Raw genomic sequence first — 20,015 nt, forward strand, 5'->3', positions numbered from 1 at the left:
TCATGGCAGTAGACATGTTCATGCGCGTTGAAGGCGCGAACGGCGAATCGAAGGACTCGAACCACAAGGAGTGGACGGACATCAAGTCGTTTGCGTGGGGAGCAACCCAGCCTGGAAACATGGTCAGCGGCGGTGGCGGTGGCGTTGGCAAGGCCAGCTTCAACGACCTGCAGGTGCTCGCGCGCATCGACAAGGCGGCACCTTCGGTGCTGAAGAACTGCGCCAGCGGCAAGCACCTGAGCAAGGTGGAAGTGTCGGTGTGCAAGGCGGGGGGCTCGCAGATCGAATACACGCGCGTCACGCTCGAAGAGGTGCTGGTGACCTCGGTGCAGTACACGGCAGAACAAGGCTCCGACGCCGTGTTCGTGCAGTACGCATTCCAGGCCGCCAAGGTGAAGCAGCAGTACTGGGAACAGACCGACAAGGGCGGCAAGGGCGCCGAGACGGTTCTGGCCTGGAACATCAAGGAAAACAAGGAAGCCTGATCCTTTTTCCCTGTGCGCGGCCGGCCCACGGGCCGGCCGTGATTTTTTTCCCGACGGCCTCCGCGGCCGTCCTTCGCACACAGGCCTTCGCGCCGTGTGCCAGCCAGTCAGCGAGGAAGCTTCATGGGCGATGGGTTTGCAGTACTGGGCGAGCGCTCGGTGGCGGAGCACACCGAATGGGTACAGCGGCAGATTCGCGCCAATCCCCAGAATGCCAGCCTGCGTCTTGCGCTGTGCCATTTCCTTGCACTGCGCGGCGATTGGCAGCGGGCCGAGGACCAGCTCAAGCTGGCCACCAAGCTCGATCCCACTTTCACTCCCGCCAGCGTCACGTGCTCGATGGCGCTCGCGGGCGAGCGCCATCGCAGCGACTTCTGGTCGGGCGGACGCGCACCGGCCATCGTCAGCGGCAACGCGGAATGGGTCGAGCAGCTGATCGCCGCGGCGGCCCTGCCGGCCGACCGTGCCGATGAAGCCGCCGCCCTGCGCGAGACTGCGCGGCAGGCCGCACCCGCATTGCGCGGCGCCATCACCAGCGTCGACCGCTCCGACTCGCGCGCCGTGCAGGCGCTCGACGGCGAGCCGGTGGAGCGCAGCAGCTTCGAATGGCTGTGCGACGGCGACGTGCGCATCGGTGCGGTGTTCGAGCTGCTCACGCCCTCGGGCTATGCGTGGCTGCCCCTGCCCGAGGTGCGCCGCATCAAGTTCTCGCGTCCGCAGCATCTGGTCGACCTGCTGTGGGCGCCCACCGAGTTCGAGCTGCATGACGGCCGCGCGCTCAACGGCCTGGTGCCCGTGCGCTATCCGGGCCGACTCGAAGGCCTCGACGACGAAACCACGCTGGGCCGCCGCACCGACTGGCTGCCGCTGTCCGGCGAAGACCAGTACGCGGGCCTGGGCCAGCGCACGCTGATCAGCGAGGCCGGCGACCATTCGCTGCTCGACCTGCGCCTCATCGAGTTCTCGCGCGAGGGCGCTGCCTGATGAGTGGAATGATGGACACCGACGGCGACCAGCAGGAAAGCGTCGCGCGCGACCGCCTGCAGCCGGTGCTGCTCGACCGGCTCACCGACAAGGCGCCGCAGACCCGCCAGGAGCGCGCGGGCGCCTTCCTCATGAGCGGCAGGCTGCTGCGCGACTCGGTGCTGCGCGACCTGCAGTGGCTGCTCAACACCACCAACTTCGGTACCGAGCACGACATCAACGCCATGCCGCGCGCGCGCCGCTCGGTGCTGAACTTCGGCGTTCGCGGCTGGGCCGGCGGGCGCATGTCGGAGGTCGACTTCGCGGACGTCGAGGCGGCCATCCGCTCGGCCATCATCGACTTCGAGCCGCGCATCATGAAGGACAGCATCGACGTGCGCTGCGTGACCGACGCCACCGATCTCGAGCACCACAACCTGCTCGCGCTGGAGATCCGCGGCACGCTGTGGTCGGTGCCGTACCCCATCGAATTCATCCTGCGCTCCGAGCTGGACCTGGAGAGCGGCCACATGGTCCTTCGCCCGACAGGAGGACTCTGATGGATGCGAGGCTGCTCGATTACTACAACCGCGAGCTCACGTACATGCACGAGCTCGGGGCCGAGTTCGCGCAACGCTATCCGAAGATCGCGGGGCGCCTGGGCATGCGCGGCATCGAGGTCAGCGACCCCTACGTCGAGCGCCTGCTCGAAGGCTTCAGCTTCCTCACCGCGCGCATTCAGCTCAAGATGGACGCCGAGTTTCCGCGCTTCTCGCAGCGGCTGCTCGAAGTGGTGTACCCCAACTTCCTCGCGCCGCTCCCTGCCATGGCGGTGGTGCAGATCGACGGCAACCTCAATGAAGGTTCGCTGAAGGCAGGCTACGAACTGCCGCGCCACACCATCCTGCGCGGGCGCATGATCAAGGGCGAGCAGACGGCCTGCGAATTCCGCACCGGCCATGCCGTCACGCTGTGGCCGATCCGCATCGCCGAAGCCGGAATCGGCCCGGTGCCTGCGGAGATCGCGCACGCCATGCCGGCGGTCGCGCGCCAGGCGAAGAGCGCCATCACCATCAAGCTCGAGGCGGTAGGCGGTGCGCGCTTCGCGGACATGCCGCTCGACCGGCTCGAGTTCTTCCTCTCCGGAGCCGAACTGCACGCGCTGCGCGTGCTCGAACTCGCCACGCACCACAACATCGGCGTCGTGTGTCGCAGCGGGCCGGGCACCACGGCGCGCATCGTGCCGCTGGGCGACGAGGCCATCCGGCACGAAGGCTTCGAGCCCGACCAGGCGCTGCTGCCCTACGACGCGCGCTCGTTCCAGGGCTACCGCTTGCTGCACGAGTACTTTGCGTTTCCTGACCGCTACCTGTTCTTCAGCGTGAACAAGCTGCGCGCGGCGGCCACGGCCATGGGCGGCACCACGATGGAGATCGTGATCCTGCTCGACCGCGCCGACGCCGACCTCGAGCGGCTGGTCGACGCCAAGCATTTCTCGCTGTTCTGCACGCCCATCATCAACCTCGTGCCGCGCCGCAGCGACCGCATTCCGGTGGGGCCGGGCCAGCACGAGCACCACGCGGTGATCGACCGCACGCGCCCGCGCGACTTCGAAATCTTCACCGTCGAACGCGTCACGGGCCACATGGCCAACGGCTCGGAGGAGCGCGAGTTCAGGCCCTTCCTCGGCTCCTTCGCGGCCGACGACGGCGACTTCGGCGCGTATTTCTCGCTGCGCCGCGAGCCGCGCCTGGTGTCCGACCGGGCGCGCGCCCAGGGCACGCGCACCAGCTACACCGGCAGCGAGGTCTACGTGTCGCTGGTCGACCAGCACGACGCGCCGTTCCCGCACAGCCTGCGCCACATCACGCTCGACGCGCTGTGCACCAACCGCGACCTGCCGCTGCTGCTGCCCACCGGGCTCGAATCGGACTTCACGCTGCGCGTGTCGGCGCCGGTGCGCTCCATCCGCATCCTGCGCGGACCCTCCCGGCCGTATCCCGCGCTGGCCGAGGGCGCGCTCACGTGGCGCCTCATCAGCCACCTCGGCCTCAACTACCTGAGCCTCACCGACGTCGATCCGACGCAGGGCGCTGCCGCGCTGCGCGAGATGCTCGACCTGTACGGCAACCTCGCCGACCCGTCGGTGCGCCGCCAGATCCAGGGCGTTCGTTCGATGGCGCTGGCGCCGGTGTTCCGCCGCCTGCCCGAACCCGGCCCGATCGTCTTCGGGCGCGGCGTGGAGATCGCGCTCAAGATCGACGAGGTCGCGTTCTCGGGCGCGAGCCCGTATCTCTTCGGCGCGGTGCTGGAGCAGTTCTTCAGCCGGCACGTGTCGCTCAATGCCTTCACCGAGTTCGCGCTGTCCAGCCTGCAGCGCGGTGAGATCGCGCGCTGGACCCCGCGCGTGGGACGCCGTCCAGCCGTATGAGCGAAACCGGCTTCACCGACGCGGTGCAACGCCAACAGCAGGCCGAAGTGGCCGATGCTGCGGAAGGTGCCGTGCTGGACTCGACCGGGACGCTCGTCCATGAAGCCTCGCAGACACCGGAGCCGGGCCCGCAGGCGCCCGCGCGCGGCATCCCGCAGGCCGACCCGGTGCTCTGGGCCAAGCTGCTCGAACAGCCTTTCGAGCACGACCTCTTCATGCTGCTGCGCCGCCTCGACGCGCAGGACGACCACCCGCTGCTGGGCCGCGCGCCACGCCCCATCGATGAGCCGCTGCGGCTCGGGCAGGAGCCATCGATGGCCTTCGCGCCTTCGAACGTATCGGGCGTCGAGGCCGACGGCGATGGTCCGCCGCGCATCTCGATCTACGGCTTCGGCCTGTTCGGCCCCAACGGCCCGCTGCCGCTGCACCTGACGGAATACGCGCGCGAACGCAAGCGGCACCACGCCGACAACACCATCAGCGCGTTCGCCGACCTGTTCCATCACAGGCTCATCCTGCTGTTCTACCGGGCCTGGGCCGATGCGCAGTCGGTCAACAGCCTGGACCGCACCGACGGCCACCGCTTCGTCGACTACGTCGCCAGCCTCATGAACATGGGGCAGCCCGGCCTCAAGGGGCGCGACCGCATCGCCGACCATGCGCGCACCTTCATGGCGGGCCACTTGGTACGCCAGACGCGCAACCCCGAGGGGCTGATCCAGATCCTGCGGCTGTATTTCGACGTGCCGGTGCGCATCGACGAGTTCGTGAGCGACTGGGTGATGATCGACGAGCGCCAGGTCAGCCGCATCGGCATGCTCGGCCGCAACCATCGCCTGGGCGGCGGCGCCACCATCGGCCTGGCGGTGCGCGATGCCCAGAGCAAGTTCCGCCTCGAACTCGGGCCGCTCTCGCAGGAGCAGTACCGCGAGTTCCTTCCCGGCAGCAAGCGGCTGCAGCAGGTGGTCGACTGGGTGCGCCAGTACGTCGGCATCGAGTTCGCCTGGGAGCTGCGGCTCGTGCTCCGGAAAGAGGACGCACACGGCATGCGGCTCAACAGCAACCAGCGGCTGGGCTGGGGCAGCTGGCTCGGCACGCGCATGTCCGACACCGACGCCGGCGACATGCTGTTCCAGCCCGAGGCACTGTTTTCCCGTTCCGCATCGGCGGTTCCTACCGATGCATCCCTTACCCGCTCTTCCGCAACTTCGCGCGAGACGCCCACGACATGACCAGCTCACGGTCTTTTCGGGAGGTACCGTGGAACCGGCTCTGCCGGGCCACCGGTGCCGCCCCCTGCAAGGGGGTTGGCGTAGCGACACGAAGTGCGCGAAGACTGGGGGTTAGCTCAATTTCATGACAGACATCCGCCGCGTCTCTCTGTTCTCCAAGCTCAATCCGATGCTCTACAAGGCATTGGAGACCGCCACCGCCTTCGCCAAGCTGCGCGGCAACGCCTACGTCGAGCTGGTGCACTGGCTGCACCAGATCCTGCAGCTGCAGGACAGCGACATGCTGCGCATCATCAAGCGCGCGGGCCTCAACCTCGATGCCGTCGAGCAGGACCTGGTGCGCGCCCTCGACCGGCTGCCGCACGGCGCCACCTCGATCAGCGACATCTCCGAGCACGTCGACAACGCCGTCGAGCGCGCATGGGTCTATGCGAGCCTGCGCTTCGAGGCCACCTCGATCCGCGGCGCCTACCTGCTCGCGGGCATCATCAAGACGCCGGGGCTGCGGCAGGTGCTCTCGGGCATCTCGCGCGAGTTCGACAAGATCGTGCCCGACGTGCTGGTGGCGCAGCTGGCCTCGTGGACCGAGGGCTCGCCCGAAGACGACTTCGACGTCGTTGCAGCCAGCCCGGCGGGCGGCGCGACGGCAGCTGCGCATCACCAGGGCGACGGTCCTGCCGCCAGCGGCTCCGCGCTCGCCAAGTACGCGAGCGACCTCACCGCCAAGGCGCGCGCGGGCGAGCTCGATCCGGTCTACGGCCGCGACGACGAGATCCGCCAGATCATCGACATCCTGATGCGCCGCCGCCAGAACAACCCGCTGCTGACCGGCGAGGCCGGCGTGGGCAAGACGGCGGTGGTCGAGGGCCTGGCCTCGCGTCTCGCCGCGGGCGACGTGCCGCCTTCGCTGAAGGACGTGTCGCTGTGGGTACTCGACCCCACGCTGCTGCAGGCCGGCGCGGGCGTGAAGGGCGAGTTCGAGCAGCGGCTGCGGCAGGTGATCGACGAAGTCGAGAAGAGCCCGAAGCCCATCGTGCTGTTCGTCGACGAGGTGCACACGCTGGTGGGAGCTGGCGGCCAGGCCGGCACCGGCGACGCGGCCAACCTGCTCAAGCCTGCGCTTGCACGCGGTCGGCTGCGCACCATCGGCGCGACCACCTGGTCGGAGTACAAGAAGTACATCGAGAAAGATCCGGCGCTCACGCGGCGCTTCCAGACCATCCAGGTGCACGAGCCCACCGAGCCCAAGGCGGTGCTGATGCTGCGCGGCATCTCGGCCGAGCTCGAGAAGCACCACGGCGTGCTCATCCTCGACGCCGCGCTCGAAGCGGCGGTGAGCCTGTCGCACCGCTACATCCCTGCGCGGCAGCTGCCCGACAAGGCCGTGAGCCTGCTCGACACCGCATGCGCGCGCGTCGCGCTGAGCCAGCACGCGCTGCCCGCCGCCATCGAAGACCTGCAGCGCCGCATCGAGGTGCTGGGCATCGAGTCGGGCATTGCGGGGCGCGAGGCTGCCATTGGCGTGGGCGAGCCGCAGCGCGTCGAAGACATCGCGGCGCAGGTCGCGCAGGCGAAGGCAGAGCTCGAAGTGCTGGAGAAGCGGCGCGTGGAAGAAAGCACGCTGGTCGAACGCATCGTCGCGCTGCGCAAGCTGCTTTCGCCGGCGGCCGTGCCGCAGGCGCAGGCCGAAACGTCGGACGCGGAAGACACAGAAGCGGCGAATGTCGATGTGGACCCCGACACGCCTGCCGCGGAACCACAGCGCACGCCCGAAGAGATTCGCGCCGAACTCAACGAGGCACAGGACAAGCTCTCGCAGCTGCAGGGCGAATCGCCGCTCATCCTCGCGGCCGTCGACGCACAGGCCATCGCCACCGTGGTTGCCGACTGGACCGGCATTCCCATCGGCCGCATGGTGCGCGACGACGCGCAGTCGGTGCTCAGGCTCGGCGAGATCCTCTCGGCCCGCGTGGTCGCGCAGCCCGATGCGCTGGAGACCATTTCGCGCCGCATCCGCACCGCGCGCGCACGGCTGGACAACCCCAACAAGCCCGTCGGCGTGTTCCTGCTGTGCGGTCCTTCCGGCGTGGGCAAGACCGAGACCGCACTGGCGCTTTCCGAGGCGCTGTACGGCGGCGAGCAGAACCTCGTCACCATCAACATGAGCGAGTTCCAGGAGTCGCACACCGTCTCCACGCTCAAGGGCGCGCCGCCCGGCTACGTGGGCTACGGCGAAGGCGGCGTGCTGACCGAGGCCGTGCGCCGCCGGCCCTACAGCGTGGTGCTGCTCGACGAGATCGAGAAGGCGCACACCGACGTGCACGAGATCTTCTTCCAGGTCTTCGACAAGGGCTGGATGGAAGACGGCGAAGGCCGCCACATCGACTTCCGCAACACCGTGATCATCATGACCTCCAACGTCGGCACCGACCTGGTCATGCAGCTGTGCGAAGACCCGACCCTGCGTCCCGACCCCGAGCCGCTGGCCGCCGCGCTGCGCGAGCCGCTGCTGAAGGTGTTCGCGCCCGCGCTGCTCGGCCGCCTCGTTGTAGTGCCTTATTACCCGTTGCACGCGGAGGCGTTGCATCGCATCATCCGCCTGCAGCTCGATCGCATCGCGACGCGCCTGCAGGCGAACCACGGCATCGCGCTGGCCTACGACGACAGCGCCGTCGAACTCGTCGCACGCCGCTGCACCGCCATCGAATCGGGCGGCCGGATGATCGACGCGATCCTCACGCACACCATCCTTCCGAGGCTGAGCGAGGAAGTCATCGGCGCCACGGTCACAGCGCGCAAGCTGACCGGCGTGCGGCTCAGCGCCGCGGACGACGACTTCCGCTACGAGTTTTCAGAAGCGTAAGAAGTACAAGGAGACAACCCCATGGCCAGAGTCGTTCGAGCCCACACGCCCCTGGACGAGAGCCAGCTGCTGTTTCGCTCGATGCGCGGGACGGAGGGTTTGTCGCAGCTGTTCGAGTTCGAGGTGGATCTTGTGAGTCCGAGCGCGTCGCTGGATCTGAAGTCGGTGCTGGGCAAGCCGCTGACGCTGGAGATCCAGACGGCGGGCAGCGGGCCGAGGTACCTCAACGGGCAGGTGATCCGCTTCTCGATGATCGGGCGGGACGGTGGCACAGAGCGCCACACCGTGTACCGGGCCACCGTGCGGCCATGGCTGTGGTACCTCACGCGCTCAAGCGACAACAAGATCTTCCAGAACAAGAGCGTGGTGGAGATCCTGGAGGAAGTGCTGGGCGACTACGGCTTCGCGTTCGAGAAGCAGCTCTCGGGGAGCTACCGCACCTGGGAGTACTGCGTGCAGTACAACGAGAGCGACTTCGCCTTCGTGAGCCGGCTGATGGAGCTCGAGGGCATCTACTACTGGTTCAAGCACGACAACGGCCAGCACACGCTGGTGCTGTCCGACGACATCGGCGCCCATGAGCCGATGCCCGGCTACGAGACCATCGACTACTTCGCGTCCGACCGCGACATCAGCGAGGACATGGAAGTCATCCGCGAATGGCAGCCCAGCGAGGAGGTGCGCTCGGGCAGCTACACGGTGGACGACTTCAACTTCACCACGCCCAAGGGCGACCTGATCAACGTGCGCAGCCAGCCCCGGGGCCACGACAACGCCGACTACGAGATGTACGAGTGGCTGGGCGACTACCCGGCGGCAGGCGACGGCGAGCACTACGCGAAGGTGAGGCTGGAGGAGTCGCAGTCGCTGGCGCAGCGCAGCAGCGGGCACTCGACCGTACGGGGCATGGCGCCGGGCTACAAATTCACGATGCGCAACTCGCCGAGATCGGACGACAACCAGGAGTACCTGGCGGTGTCGGTGTCGTACGCGCTGCGAGAAGGCGGGTATGCCACGGGCGCGGAGCCCGGCACCTACGACTTCAACTTCGTGGTGCAGCCTACGGCGCTGGCGTTCAGGGCGCCGCGGCAGACGCCGGTGCCGCGCACGAGCGGTCCGCAGACGGCCACGGTCGTGGGGCCTGAAGGCGAGGAGATCTGGACCGACCAGTACGGTCGGGTGAAGGTGCAGTTCCACTGGGACCGGTATGGGCAGCGCAACGAGAACAGCTCGCGCTTCGTGCGGGTGTCGCACATCTGGGCGGGCGAGAGGTTCGGGGGCGTGTTCACGCCGCGCATCGGTCAGGAGGTGATCGTCGACTTCATCGGGGGACGGGTGGACCGGCCGGTGATCGTGGGGCGTGTGTACAACGCCGACCAGATGCCGCCGTTCAGCCTGCCGGGAGAAGCGACCAAGAGCGGGATCGTCACGCGCTCGAGCAAAGGCGGCTCGGAGGCGACGGCCAATGCCTTCGTGTTCGAGGACAGGATGGGCGCGGAGCAGATCCTGGTGCACGCGGAGCGCAACCTCGATGTAGAGGTGGAAGGGGACGAGACACACACGACCGAGAAGACGCGCACGACGCTGATCAAGGGGCACGAGTCGGCGACCTACGAGTCGGGCGAGGAGCGTCACATCACGCAGGGCGCGGTGGAGACGATCGACGGGGGGGAAGAGCGCACGGTGACGGGTGGTGCGACGGAGACGGTGACCGACGGGGAGCTGCGCACGATCACGGGCGGGGCGACGGAGACGATCAGCGGGGGCGAGACGCGTGTGGTCAATGGCGGCATCGATGAAACCGTCAACGGAAGCGTTTCGTTGACCGTGAACGGCACCGTCGTGCGACTGGTGAGCGGCGCCGACATCCGCATCGTCGGCGGCGGGCGCATCGAGATCATCAATGCCGTCGACACCAAGCTGGTGATCGGTCCCGACACCACGGTGGTGACCGGCCCGAAGACGGTGGGGGCGCCGACCATCGTGCACAACGCCACGAACTACACGCTCAACAACACGCACTACACGCTCAATGCGGACGTGATCGTCTACAACACGCCGCGCCAGACGGTGAACACCGAGGATCACGGGCATTGGCGCTGGACCAATTTCGCGGCGACATGGGCCAAGGGCTCGGCCTGGACCGCGCTTGCCTTCGACTTCTACGGCGTCAAGGCGATGCTGACGCTGACGACCTTCACGTCGCTCAACGGCCTGTTCATCAACCACTCGCTTCTGAACGACAACGAAAAGCGGGTTGCCAAGAAGGTGGCGTGGGCCGACATGCGGATCGTGGTGCAACACCTGAGGAAGTGTGCCCTCAAGGAAGCGTGCGGCGCCTTCTTCCTCAAAGCCAACTGAGCCTCGCACACAGCCAGAGGAGACGAGCCCATCATGGAGAGAGTTGTAAAGGCCCACACACCGCTGGACGAGAGCCAGCTGCTGTTTCGCTCGATGCGCGGGACGGAGGGTTTGTCGCAGCTGTTCGAGTTCGAGGTGGATCTTGTGAGTCCGAGCGCGTCGCTGGATCTGAAGTCGGTGCTGGGCAAGCCGCTGACGCTGGAGATCCAGACGGCGGGCAGCGGGCCGAGGTACCTCAACGGGCAGGTGATCCGCTTCTCGATGATCGGGCGGGACGGTGGCACAGAGCGCCACACCGTGTACCGGGCCACCGTGCGGCCATGGCTGTGGTACCTCACGCGCTCAAGCGACAACAAGATCTTCCAGAACAAGAGCGTGGTGGAGATCCTGGAGGAAGTGCTGGGCGACTACGGCTTCGCGTTCGAGAAGCAGCTCTCGGGGAGCTACCGCACCTGGGAGTACTGCGTGCAGTACAACGAGAGCGACTTCGCCTTCGTGAGCCGGCTGATGGAGCTCGAGGGCATCTACTACTGGTTCAAGCACGACAACGGCCAGCACACGCTGGTGCTGTCCGACGACATCGGCGCCCATGAGCCGATGCCCGGCTACGAGACCATCGACTACTTCGCGTCCGACCGCGACATCAGCGAGGACATGGAAGTCATCCGCGAATGGCAGCCCAGCGAGGAGGTGCGCTCGGGCAGCTACACGGTGGACGACTTCAACTTCACCACGCCCAAGGGCGACCTGATCAACGTGCGCAGCCAGCCCCGGGGCCACGACAACGCCGACTACGAGATGTACGAGTGGCTGGGCGACTACCCGGCGGCAGGCGACGGCGAGCACTACGCGAAGGTGAGGCTGGAGGAGTCGCAGTCGCTGGCGCAGCGCAGCAGCGGGCACTCGACCGTACGGGGCATGGCGCCGGGCTACAAATTCACGATGCGCAACTCGCCGAGATCGGACGACAACCAGGAGTACCTGGCGGTGTCGGTGTCGTACGCGCTGCGAGAAGGCGGGTATGCCACGGGCGCGGAGCCCGGCACCTACGACTTCAACTTCGTGGTGCAGCCCACGGCGCTGGCGTTCAGGGCGCCGCGGCAGACGCCGGTGCCGCGCACGAGCGGTCCGCAGACGGCCACGGTCGTGGGGCCTGAAGGCGAGGAGATCTGGACCGACCAGTACGGTCGGGTGAAGGTGCAGTTCCACTGGGACCGGTATGGGCAGCGCAACGAGAACAGCTCGCGCTTCGTGCGGGTGTCGCACATCTGGGCGGGCGAGAGGTTCGGGGGCGTGTTCACGCCGCGCATCGGTCAGGAGGTGATCGTCGACTTCATCGGGGGACGGGTGGACCGGCCGGTGATCGTGGGGCGTGTGTACAACGCCGACCAGATGCCGCCGTTCAGCCTGCCGGGAGAAGCGACCAAGAGCGGGATCGTCACGCGCTCGAGCAAAGGCGGCTCGGAGGCGACGGCCAATGCCTTCGTGTTCGAGGACAGGATGGGCGCGGAGCAGATCCTGGTGCACGCGGAGCGCAACCTCGATGTAGAGGTGGAAGGGGACGAGACACACACGACCGAGAAGACGCGCACGACGCTGATCAAGGGGCACGAGTCGGCGACCTACGAGTCGGGCGAGGAGCGTCACATCACGCAGGGCGCGGTGGAGACGATCGACGGGGGGGAAGAGCGCACGGTGACGGGTGGTGCGACGGAGACGGTGACCGACGGGGAGCTGCGCACGATCACGGGCGGGGCGACGGAGACGATCAGCGGGGGCGAGACGCGTGTGGTCAATGGCGGCATCGTCGAGACGGACAACGGCGACGTGCTGCTCGTGGTCAACGGAAGCACGATGCGCCTCGTGACGGGGGCGGACATCCGCATCACCGCGGCGGGCCGGCTGGAGATCATCAACGCGCTCGACGGCAAGCTCGTGATCGGTCCGCAGTCGACCACCGTGACGGGAACGAAGACCGTGTCGGCGCCGACCATGGTCTACAACAGCGACAACTACACGGTCAACACCACCAACTACACGCTCAACGCGAACGTGGCGATCCTCAACACGCCCGGCTACACCGGCAACGCGGCCGACCAGGGGTGGATCGACCAGCAGAAGGACATCGTGTCGAACAGGCACGTCCGGCTCTTCATCGGGTCCACCGATCTCTTCGGCATCAAGGCGCAGGTCTCAGTGATGAACACCATGCTCAACGGCGTTTTCGCGAACTGGTCCTACCTGTTCCTGCTCGACGCGCCACTCGCCATCAAGTACGGCATCAAGAACCGCAACTTCCTGGGGACGCGATGGACCATGGTGCCGCTGGTGTTCAGCGCCAATCTGAAGAGCAACGTGAAATGAATGTCATGGATGCAAGGGGGACCCCGGCATGACGAGAGTCGTTCGCGCGCATACGCCGCTCGGTGAAGACCAGCTGCTCTTCAGGGCCATGCACGGCAGCGAGACGCTGTCGGAACTGTTTGAGTTCGAGGTCGAGCTGCTCAGCCCCAACCCGTCCATCGATGCCAAGTCTCTTCTGGGCAAGTCGATGGCGCTGGAGATGAAGACCGCGGCCGATGCGCGCTTCCTCCATGGCGAGGTCACGCGTTTTGCCCGCACGGGCCGCGAAGGCGGCACTGTGCGCCACACGGTCTACAGGGCCACCGTGCGTCCCTGGCTGTGGTACCTCACGCGCTCGAGCCACAGCCGCACCTTCCAGGGCTGCACCGCGGTCGAGATGATCGAGGAAGTGCTCGGCGCCTACGGCTATGCCTACGAGAAAAAGCTCAGCGGCAGCTACAGGGCCTGGGACTTCTGCGCCCAGTACGAGGAATCGGACTTCGCCTTCGTGAGCCGGCTGATGGAACTCGAAGGCATCTACTACTGGTTCAGGCACGACAGGAACCAGCACACGCTGGTGCTGGCCGACGATGCCTCGGCCCATGACGAGCTTCCCGGCTACGCGTGCATCGACTACTTCGCCAGCGATCGCGCCATCACGGACGACATCGAGGTGATCGACGACTGGCAGGTCACGGCAGAAGTGCGATCGGGCAGCTACACGGTCAACGACTTCAACTTCACCACGCCCAGGGCCGACCTGTCGAGCACGCGCGCGCAGCCCCTGGCCACCGACAACGCCGACTACGACATGTACGAGTGGATCGGCGACTACGGCGCGGCCGGAGACGGCGAGCACTATGCGCGCGTGCGGCTCGAGGAAGCGCAGTCGCTCGCGGATCGCAGCGTCGGCCACTCCACCGTGCGCGGCATCGCGCCGGGATACCGCTTCACCATGCGCGGCTCGCCGCGCGACGACGACAACCGCGAATACCTGCTGGTGTCGGTGCGCTACGAATGGCGCGAAGGCGGCTACGCCACCGCGGCGGATGCGCGGGGCGGCTCCTTGTTCGGCGCCGGGTTCGTCGTGCAGCCAGCCGACAGGCCGTTTCGCGCACCCCGGCGCACGCCGATGCCGCGCACCAGTGGCCCGCAGACCGCCACGGTCGTCGGCCCCGAGGGCGAGGAGATCTGGACCGACGAGTACGGCCGCGTGAAGGTGCAGTTCCACTGGGACCGCGTCGGACAGAACAACCAGGACAGCTCGTTCTGGGTGCGCGTCTCGCAGGCATGGGCGGGAGACTCCTTCGGCACGGTGCACGTGCCGCGCATCGGCCAGGAGGTGATCGTCGACTTCATCTCCGGGCGCATCGACCGTCCCATCGTGATCGGCCGCGTCTACAACGCCGACCAGATGCCTCCCTTCGACCTGCCGGCCGAAGATACCAAGAGCGGCATCGTCTCGCGCTCGACCAAGGGCGGTTCGGTGGCGAACGCCAATGCGATCGTCTTCGAGGACCGCACGGGCGCCGAGCAGATCCTGCTGCACGCCGAGCGCAACCTCGACACCGAGGTGGAGGGCGACGAGACCCACACCACCGAGAAGACGCGCACCACGCTCATCAAGGGCCACGAGTCCTCCACCTTCGAGTCGGGCGAGGAGCGCCACATCACCGCCGGCGCGGTGGAGACCATCGACGGCGGCGAGACCCGCACCGTGCACGACGGAGCGACAGAGACGGTGTCTGGCGGAGAAATCCGCACCATCACCGGCGGCGCGACCGAGATCATCAGCGGCGGCGAGAAACGCCTCGTCAACGGCGGCATCTTCGAGACCGTGAACGGCGACGTGGTCGTCACCGTCAACGGCTCGGTACTGCGGCTGGTTGCCGGTGCCGACATCCGGATCACCTGCAGCGGCCGCGTCGAGATCGTCAATGCCTTCGAGGGCAAGCTGGTGCTGGGGCCGGACAACACCGTGGTCACCGGCCCCAAGACCGTCACGGCGCCCGACATCACCTACACGAGCACTGATCACACGGTCAACACCACCAGTTTCACAATCAACACGAAGGTGACGACCTACAACACGCCCAGGCAGGAAGTGAATGCAGACAGCCAGACCTGGTATCAGCGCAACGTGAAGGAAGGCACCGGCTACCAGGCCACGGCGACGGGCGCCGCCGCCGACGTCTACGGCGTGAAGATCCAGACCTCGGGCGTGAACTCGATCAATTCGACGGTGTTCGTCAACCTCTCCGCGGTGAACTGGGTCGAGTGGATCTGGCGCAAGGAAAACGCAATCATCAAGCTGAAGAAAGCCGCCGTGCAGGTCGAAGCGGCAGCGACCGAGACGGAGACCAACGGCTTGAGCAACACCCAATGAAGCATCGCGTCGCATCAGGAGGCATCCCGGCATGACGTGGTCTGACATCCTGCTCGGCACCATCGGTGCGATTGTGCTGATCGCGGCGCTGTTGTTCTCCGTCGCGCTGGTCTGGTCCGCGGTGCTCACCAATTCGGAGTACAAGCAGGAGGAGCGCCACTGGCTCGAGCTGCACGGCAATGCCCGGCGGGGCGAAGCTGAGGTGCTCGGGCTCGCGCGCCCCCCGGGGCGTCTCACCAAGCGCGGCCGCCACGCCGCGGACATGGCCGCTGCCGAGCTTCGGCTGGCCTATCGGGACGACCAGGGTGCGCTGCAGGAAGCCACGCTGAAGACCTTCATCGACGAAGAACTGCTCTACGGATTCGTCAGGGGCAGCAAGGTACACATCCTGTATTCGAACGCGACACCACCCGTGGTGGCGATCGATCGCGATCGCACCCAGGTCGAGATCCCGAGCACGACAACTGCATGAAGATCATCAAGCCGCTGCGCATGAGCATGCTCACCCGTCCCTTCATCAAGGACCGCCGCCATTGGCTCGGGATGACTGCGATCGTCATGACCGACGGGTTCGGACCGGATGCGCAGCTCGTGCCCGAACCCGATTGCTGGAAGACCTTCGCGGAAGAACTCGGCAGCGAGTTAGCCTTCGACCTGGGCATGCCCAAGGCGACCCCGGAGTTCCTGGTGACGGGCCATGCCTACACCTGCCACCAGCAGGACCGCACGCAGACCGCAGTCTCTGTACGGGTGGGTTCGCGCACCAAGGCGTTGCACGTATCCGGCGACCGTTTCTGGATCAATGGCCATCCGAGCGCGCCCCAGCCTTTCGAGAAACTGAAGCTCGACTGGCGGCATGCCTTCGGCGGCCCCGGCTTCGCCGAAAACCCCGCGGGTATCGGGCACGAGGACGAGAGCGTGAACGGCCTGCGCACGCGCCGCCTGCCCAACATCGAAATGCCGAATGCGATGCTGCACCGCCAGGATCAGCAGGCTGTCCCGGTGGGCTTCGGCCCCGTGGACATCGAGCGGCCTTCGCGCGCGCAGCGCCTCGGCCGGCAATACGACGAGCCCTGGAAGCAGAACCTCTTTCCGGGCTATGCGCTCGACATGGACTGGCACTATTTCAACGCCGCGCCGCCGGACCAGTGGCTCGCGCCGGAGGAGGGCGAATTGGCCGGCGCCGACTTCGAGATCGTCAACATGCATCCGGCGCATGCCCTGCTGCGAGGGCGTATTCCCGACTGGCGAGCGCGGGGCTTCGTGGTGCGCGGCGTGCATCATCCGCGCAAGCTCGACGACGCGGTGCTGGAAGACCTGCCGCTTCGCCTGACCACGGCCTGGTTCTTTCCGCATCTGGAGCGCCTGGGCCTGGTCTATCACGGCGTGACCCCCATCACGCAGGACGATGCCGCCGACATCAGCCACGCGATGATGGCGATGGAGGAGAGCGCGGCGGCGCCGCTGCCGCTCTCCGGCTATCGCGAGGTGCTGGTGACCCGCTGCGAAGCGGAGGACCGCGCGCTCTACTTCATGCGCGACGAGCAGCTCATGCCCGAAAGTATCCTCGGGCCATGGCCCGAACTGGATGCCGCGGCGCCACCGCCTTCACCGCTGCGGAAGAACCTCCAGGCGCGCGCCGATCGCATGCGTTCCGAGGCCAGGGAAAAGGCCTTGAACGACGGCGTCGACCTGGGCCGCTACGACGCGGCCGATAGCGAGATGCCGCCGATACGCCCCCCCGCCTCGATGCGCGAATTGCCTGCCTACATCGACAAGACGCGCGCCCTGATCGCCAATCAGCGCGCCAGGCTCGAAGACGTGCGAAAGGAAATGGCTGCGGCCGCAGAAGCCAATGCGGTCGAGTCGCGCAAGGCGGGTTTCGATACCTCGAAGCTCATGGCGCTGAGCACCACGGCCAAGCAGAAGGGCCCCCCCGAAGCTCGATGCCTGGGCCAACATCGAGCGATTGCAGCAGCGTTCCGCCGCGCAGGGCACGCGGCCGATGTCGCAGGATGCGGTCGAGCAGATGAAGAGACTGTCCGGTGCCGCAAGCGAGCGGCTCACGGCAAGCTACCGACGCATGGCCCAGCATCAGGATGCAGCGGATGCGATGCCGCCCGAGCAGGCCGAGCGCGTGCGCGCCGAGGCGCAGCGCATTCTGGAAGGCAGCCGCGACTTCTCCGATCTCGACCTCACCGGAGCGAACTTTTCGGGCATGGATCTGCGCGCCACGAGGTGGCAGCGCGCGCTCCTGGAAAGCGCCGACTTCAGCGGCTGCATCCTCGATGACACCGATTTCAGCGAGGCACTGCTGGTGCGGGCCCGCTTTGCCGGCTCTTCGCTGCGCAGTTCCAATTTCTCCAAGGCCAACATGACGATGGCCGTGTGCGAGAACACCGATTTCTCGAACGCCCGCTTCGACGCCACCCAGCTCGACCAGCTGCGGGCCGAGGGCTGCGACTTCTCCGATGCGAGCCTGGCCAACCTGACGCTGGACAAGGCGCATCTGAGCAACTGCAGCTTCGAGCGTGCGGGGCTTTTCTCCGTGGACTTCCTCGATGGAAGCGAGCTGCACGGCATCCGCTTCGATCACGCCCGGCTGCGCAAGGTCTCGTGGTACGAGTGCGTGGTGTCGGGACTGTCGTTCGCTGGCGCCGGGCTCGACACCTGCGACTGGACCGACAGCGAATCCCGTGGTGGCATCGATTTCTCGGGCGCCCGTGTGGAGAGCACCTGTTTCGTCGGTGCGAGCAAGCTGGGCGGTGCGGGCTTCCGGCGGGCGGTGCTGATCGACTGCAACCTGCGTGATGCCGTTCTAGATGCGGCGGATTTCACCGGCGCGCGAATGGACAACACCGACTTCTCCAATGCCTCGATGCGCAATTCGGTGCTGGAGAACGCCGATGCGCGGAACTCGAGCTTCGTGCGCACCGATCTCACGGGGGCATCGCTGTCCGGTGCAAATCTGATCGGCGCCAATCTCCAGAAAGCCCTGCTCTCGTCGGCCAACTTCCATCGGGCAAACCTGTTCCAGGCCGACCTGGGTCAATGCCTGATCGACCCCCACACGCGCTTCGACGAAACCTATGTCGTGCAGGTCAAGACGCTGCCCAAGCGCACGCCGGAGCCGGACGCGCCATGACGCCCACACGAATCCAGTCGATGGTCAAGCGCGGTGACGAAGTGCGCGAAAAGCAGTTGCGCGGGATCGACTTTCGCGGCTTCGATCTCGCGGGCGGGATGTTCTCGGAGTGTGATTTCAGCGGCGCCGACTTCTCCGGTGCGAATCTCGGAGGCAGTGTCTTCGACCGATGCGTTCTTGCCGGCTCGAACCTGAGCTCCGCGGCCGTCGGCGAGTGCGTTTTCACCCGATGCGAAGCACCGGCGGTGCGCATGCCGGGCACGAAGCTCGATGGCGTCATGTTCGAGACATGCAACCTCTCCGGCGCGGATTTCTCGGGCGCCGATCTGGGGCGCGCCATCTTCGACAGCTGCATGCTCGACGACGCATCGTTCGCCGGCATGAGCGTCGAGAAAATCAGCTTCAGCAGCTGCAAGCTGCGCCGGGCGGACTTCTCTCGCGTTCGGGTTAGCGCGACCTTCTATCAGACGGACCTGCGTTCGGCCGTCTTCAGCGGCTGCAGCTACGACAAGACGATCTTCGTGGAGTCCAACCTGTCGGGGCAGGTCTTTCGCGGACAGTCCTTCCAGAATTGCCAGTTCGCCGACGCCGACCTGCGCGACTGCGACTTCGAAGGCGCGACGCTGGCTGCCTGCAACTTCAAGGGCGCACAGCTCGAAGGCGGCAACCTGCGGCGCGTGCAGGCGCCGCAATGCCTGTTTCCGCAGGCGCACATGAAAGGCGTGCCCTGTGCCGGTGGCGTGTTCACGCAGAGCATCTGGATCGATGCCGAGCTGGAGGGCGCGGACTTCTCCGGCGCCAATCTCGAGCAGTGCGTGTTCCATCGCGCGCGCTGCGGCGCGGCCAGCTTCGCGGACACGGGCCTGACCTATGCCGACTTCTCGTATGCAGACCTGCACGATGCCGATTTCCGGCGTGCCGCATTCATGCGCACGAAGATGCACCGCGCGCAGACCGAGGGCGCGCGTTTTTCGGACCGCGTCGGGCTGCTGCCGAACGATCCCGACCTGTTCGCTGCCGAGGAGTTCTCGGCGCATCGATCCAGCAGCTGAAAAGGACATCGAGGTACCCCATGAATGCCACGTCCCTGAGATCACCGCCAACCGGGCAGTCCGGCTCTTCAGCGCCCCGGACAGGAACAGGTGCGGGTGCGGAGGGCGTCGTCAATGCGCTGGGAACCGTCACCTCGGTGCTGCCCGGCGGCCTCTACAGCGTCGACAGCGACGGCCGCCTGCTGCGCTGCCAGCGCGCCGCGAGCTGCCTGCTGCGTCCCGAGATCGGCGACCTCGTGCTCGTGAGCGGTCCTGACGCGAACCGCCTCTACCTCACGGCAGTCGCCGAGCAGGCCGACGCAAACACCTCGCGCCTGGATGTGAGCGGCGATCTCACGCTGGCCTCGGAGCGCGGCTCGGTGCGCGTCGAGAGCGCGGCGGAGCTGTCGCTCAAGGGCGGTACGAGCCTGCGCATGGCTTCCGAAAAACTCGAGATCGACGCCGCCGCGGCCGATTGCAGCGTGAGCCAGCTCGCGTACCGGGGCGAAGAAGTCCAGGTCACGGCACTCGGTATCCGCGTGATCGGAAGGGTGTACGAGGCGATCGTCGACCGCCTCGTGCACCTGAGCAAGACCGCATTCCGCATGACCGACGGCATCGACCAGGTGCGTGCCGGCCACATCGACTATCACGCCGAGGAAATGGCGCGCCTGCACGGGAAGAATACGGTCGTCACGGCGCAAGACCTGATCAAGACCGACGCCAGCCAGATTCACATGGGCTGAATCGGGCTGAATCGCCGATGTGAAATTCT

Annotated in this window: 14 protein-coding genes; all 14 read left to right on the forward strand. The window is 66.7% G+C overall.

The window, feature by feature from the left end:
• Positions 1-2 precede the first annotated feature (2 nt).
• A complete protein-coding gene (locus tag ACHMXA_RS04715) occupies positions 3-485 on the forward strand; it encodes a type VI secretion system tube protein Hcp (RefSeq protein WP_019658414.1) in 483 nt (160 codons plus the stop codon).
• 123 nt (positions 486-608) lie between these two features.
• A complete protein-coding gene (locus tag ACHMXA_RS04720; protein ID WP_395318896.1) occupies positions 609-1,469 on the forward strand; it encodes a type VI secretion system accessory protein TagJ in 861 nt (286 codons plus the stop codon).
• 11 nt (positions 1,470-1,480) lie between these two features.
• Positions 1,481-2,008, forward strand: a complete 528-nt coding sequence (gene tssE / locus ACHMXA_RS04725) for a type VI secretion system baseplate subunit TssE (protein WP_395321222.1) — start codon at positions 1,481-1,483, stop codon at positions 2,006-2,008.
• The gene (gene tssF, locus ACHMXA_RS04730; protein ID WP_395318898.1) at positions 2,008-3,879 is read left to right on the forward strand and encodes a type VI secretion system baseplate subunit TssF; all 1,872 of its coding nucleotides are present in this window, start codon (positions 2,008-2,010) and stop codon (positions 3,877-3,879) included. Before tssE ends, tssF begins: the two co-directional genes overlap by 1 nt.
• Positions 3,876-5,111 carry a type VI secretion system baseplate subunit TssG gene (gene tssG / locus ACHMXA_RS04735; RefSeq protein ID WP_395318900.1) on the forward strand — a complete coding sequence of 412 codons (1,236 nt, stop codon included), beginning with the start codon at positions 3,876-3,878 and terminating at the stop codon, positions 5,109-5,111. The genes tssF and tssG overlap by 4 nt, the downstream gene beginning before the upstream one ends.
• 124 nt (positions 5,112-5,235) lie before the next feature.
• Positions 5,236-7,974 carry a type VI secretion system ATPase TssH gene (tssH, locus tag ACHMXA_RS04740; protein ID WP_395318902.1) on the forward strand — a complete coding sequence of 913 codons (2,739 nt, stop codon included), beginning with the start codon at positions 5,236-5,238 and terminating at the stop codon, positions 7,972-7,974.
• 21 nt (positions 7,975-7,995) lie between these two features.
• Positions 7,996-10,335 (forward strand): type VI secretion system Vgr family protein, encoded by a 2,340-nt coding sequence (locus ACHMXA_RS04745; protein WP_395318904.1) that lies wholly within the window; start codon positions 7,996-7,998, stop codon positions 10,333-10,335.
• A 33-nt stretch (positions 10,336-10,368) separates the two neighbouring features.
• On the forward strand, positions 10,369-12,699 hold the full coding sequence (locus ACHMXA_RS04750) for a type VI secretion system Vgr family protein (protein WP_395318906.1): 2,331 nt from the start codon (positions 10,369-10,371) through the stop codon (positions 12,697-12,699).
• A 28-nt stretch (positions 12,700-12,727) separates the two neighbouring features.
• Positions 12,728-15,064 (forward strand): type VI secretion system Vgr family protein, encoded by a 2,337-nt coding sequence (locus ACHMXA_RS04755; RefSeq protein ID WP_395318908.1) that lies wholly within the window; start codon positions 12,728-12,730, stop codon positions 15,062-15,064.
• Between the two features lie 31 nt (positions 15,065-15,095).
• On the forward strand, positions 15,096-15,536 hold the full coding sequence (locus ACHMXA_RS04760; RefSeq protein ID WP_395318910.1) for a hypothetical protein: 441 nt from the start codon (positions 15,096-15,098) through the stop codon (positions 15,534-15,536).
• Positions 15,533-17,356 (forward strand): DUF2169 domain-containing protein, encoded by a 1,824-nt coding sequence (locus tag ACHMXA_RS04765; RefSeq protein WP_395318912.1) that lies wholly within the window; start codon positions 15,533-15,535, stop codon positions 17,354-17,356. Before ACHMXA_RS04760 ends, ACHMXA_RS04765 begins: the two co-directional genes overlap by 4 nt.
• Positions 17,283-18,209 (forward strand): pentapeptide repeat-containing protein, encoded by a 927-nt coding sequence (locus ACHMXA_RS04770; RefSeq protein WP_395321223.1) that lies wholly within the window; start codon positions 17,283-17,285, stop codon positions 18,207-18,209. Before ACHMXA_RS04765 ends, ACHMXA_RS04770 begins: the two co-directional genes overlap by 74 nt.
• Positions 18,206-19,261 (forward strand): pentapeptide repeat-containing protein, encoded by a 1,056-nt coding sequence (locus ACHMXA_RS04775; RefSeq protein WP_395318915.1) that lies wholly within the window; start codon positions 18,206-18,208, stop codon positions 19,259-19,261. Before ACHMXA_RS04770 ends, ACHMXA_RS04775 begins: the two co-directional genes overlap by 4 nt.
• Before the next feature lie 20 nt (positions 19,262-19,281).
• Complete coding sequence (locus ACHMXA_RS04780; RefSeq protein WP_395318917.1) at positions 19,282-19,986, forward strand: DUF3540 domain-containing protein; 705 nt, start codon at positions 19,282-19,284, stop codon at positions 19,984-19,986.
• The last annotated feature ends 29 nt before the right edge of the window (positions 19,987-20,015 follow it).

The organism is Variovorax sp. UC74_104, from assembly GCF_044055375.1.
Classification (GTDB): domain Bacteria; phylum Pseudomonadota; class Gammaproteobacteria; order Burkholderiales; family Burkholderiaceae_C; genus Variovorax.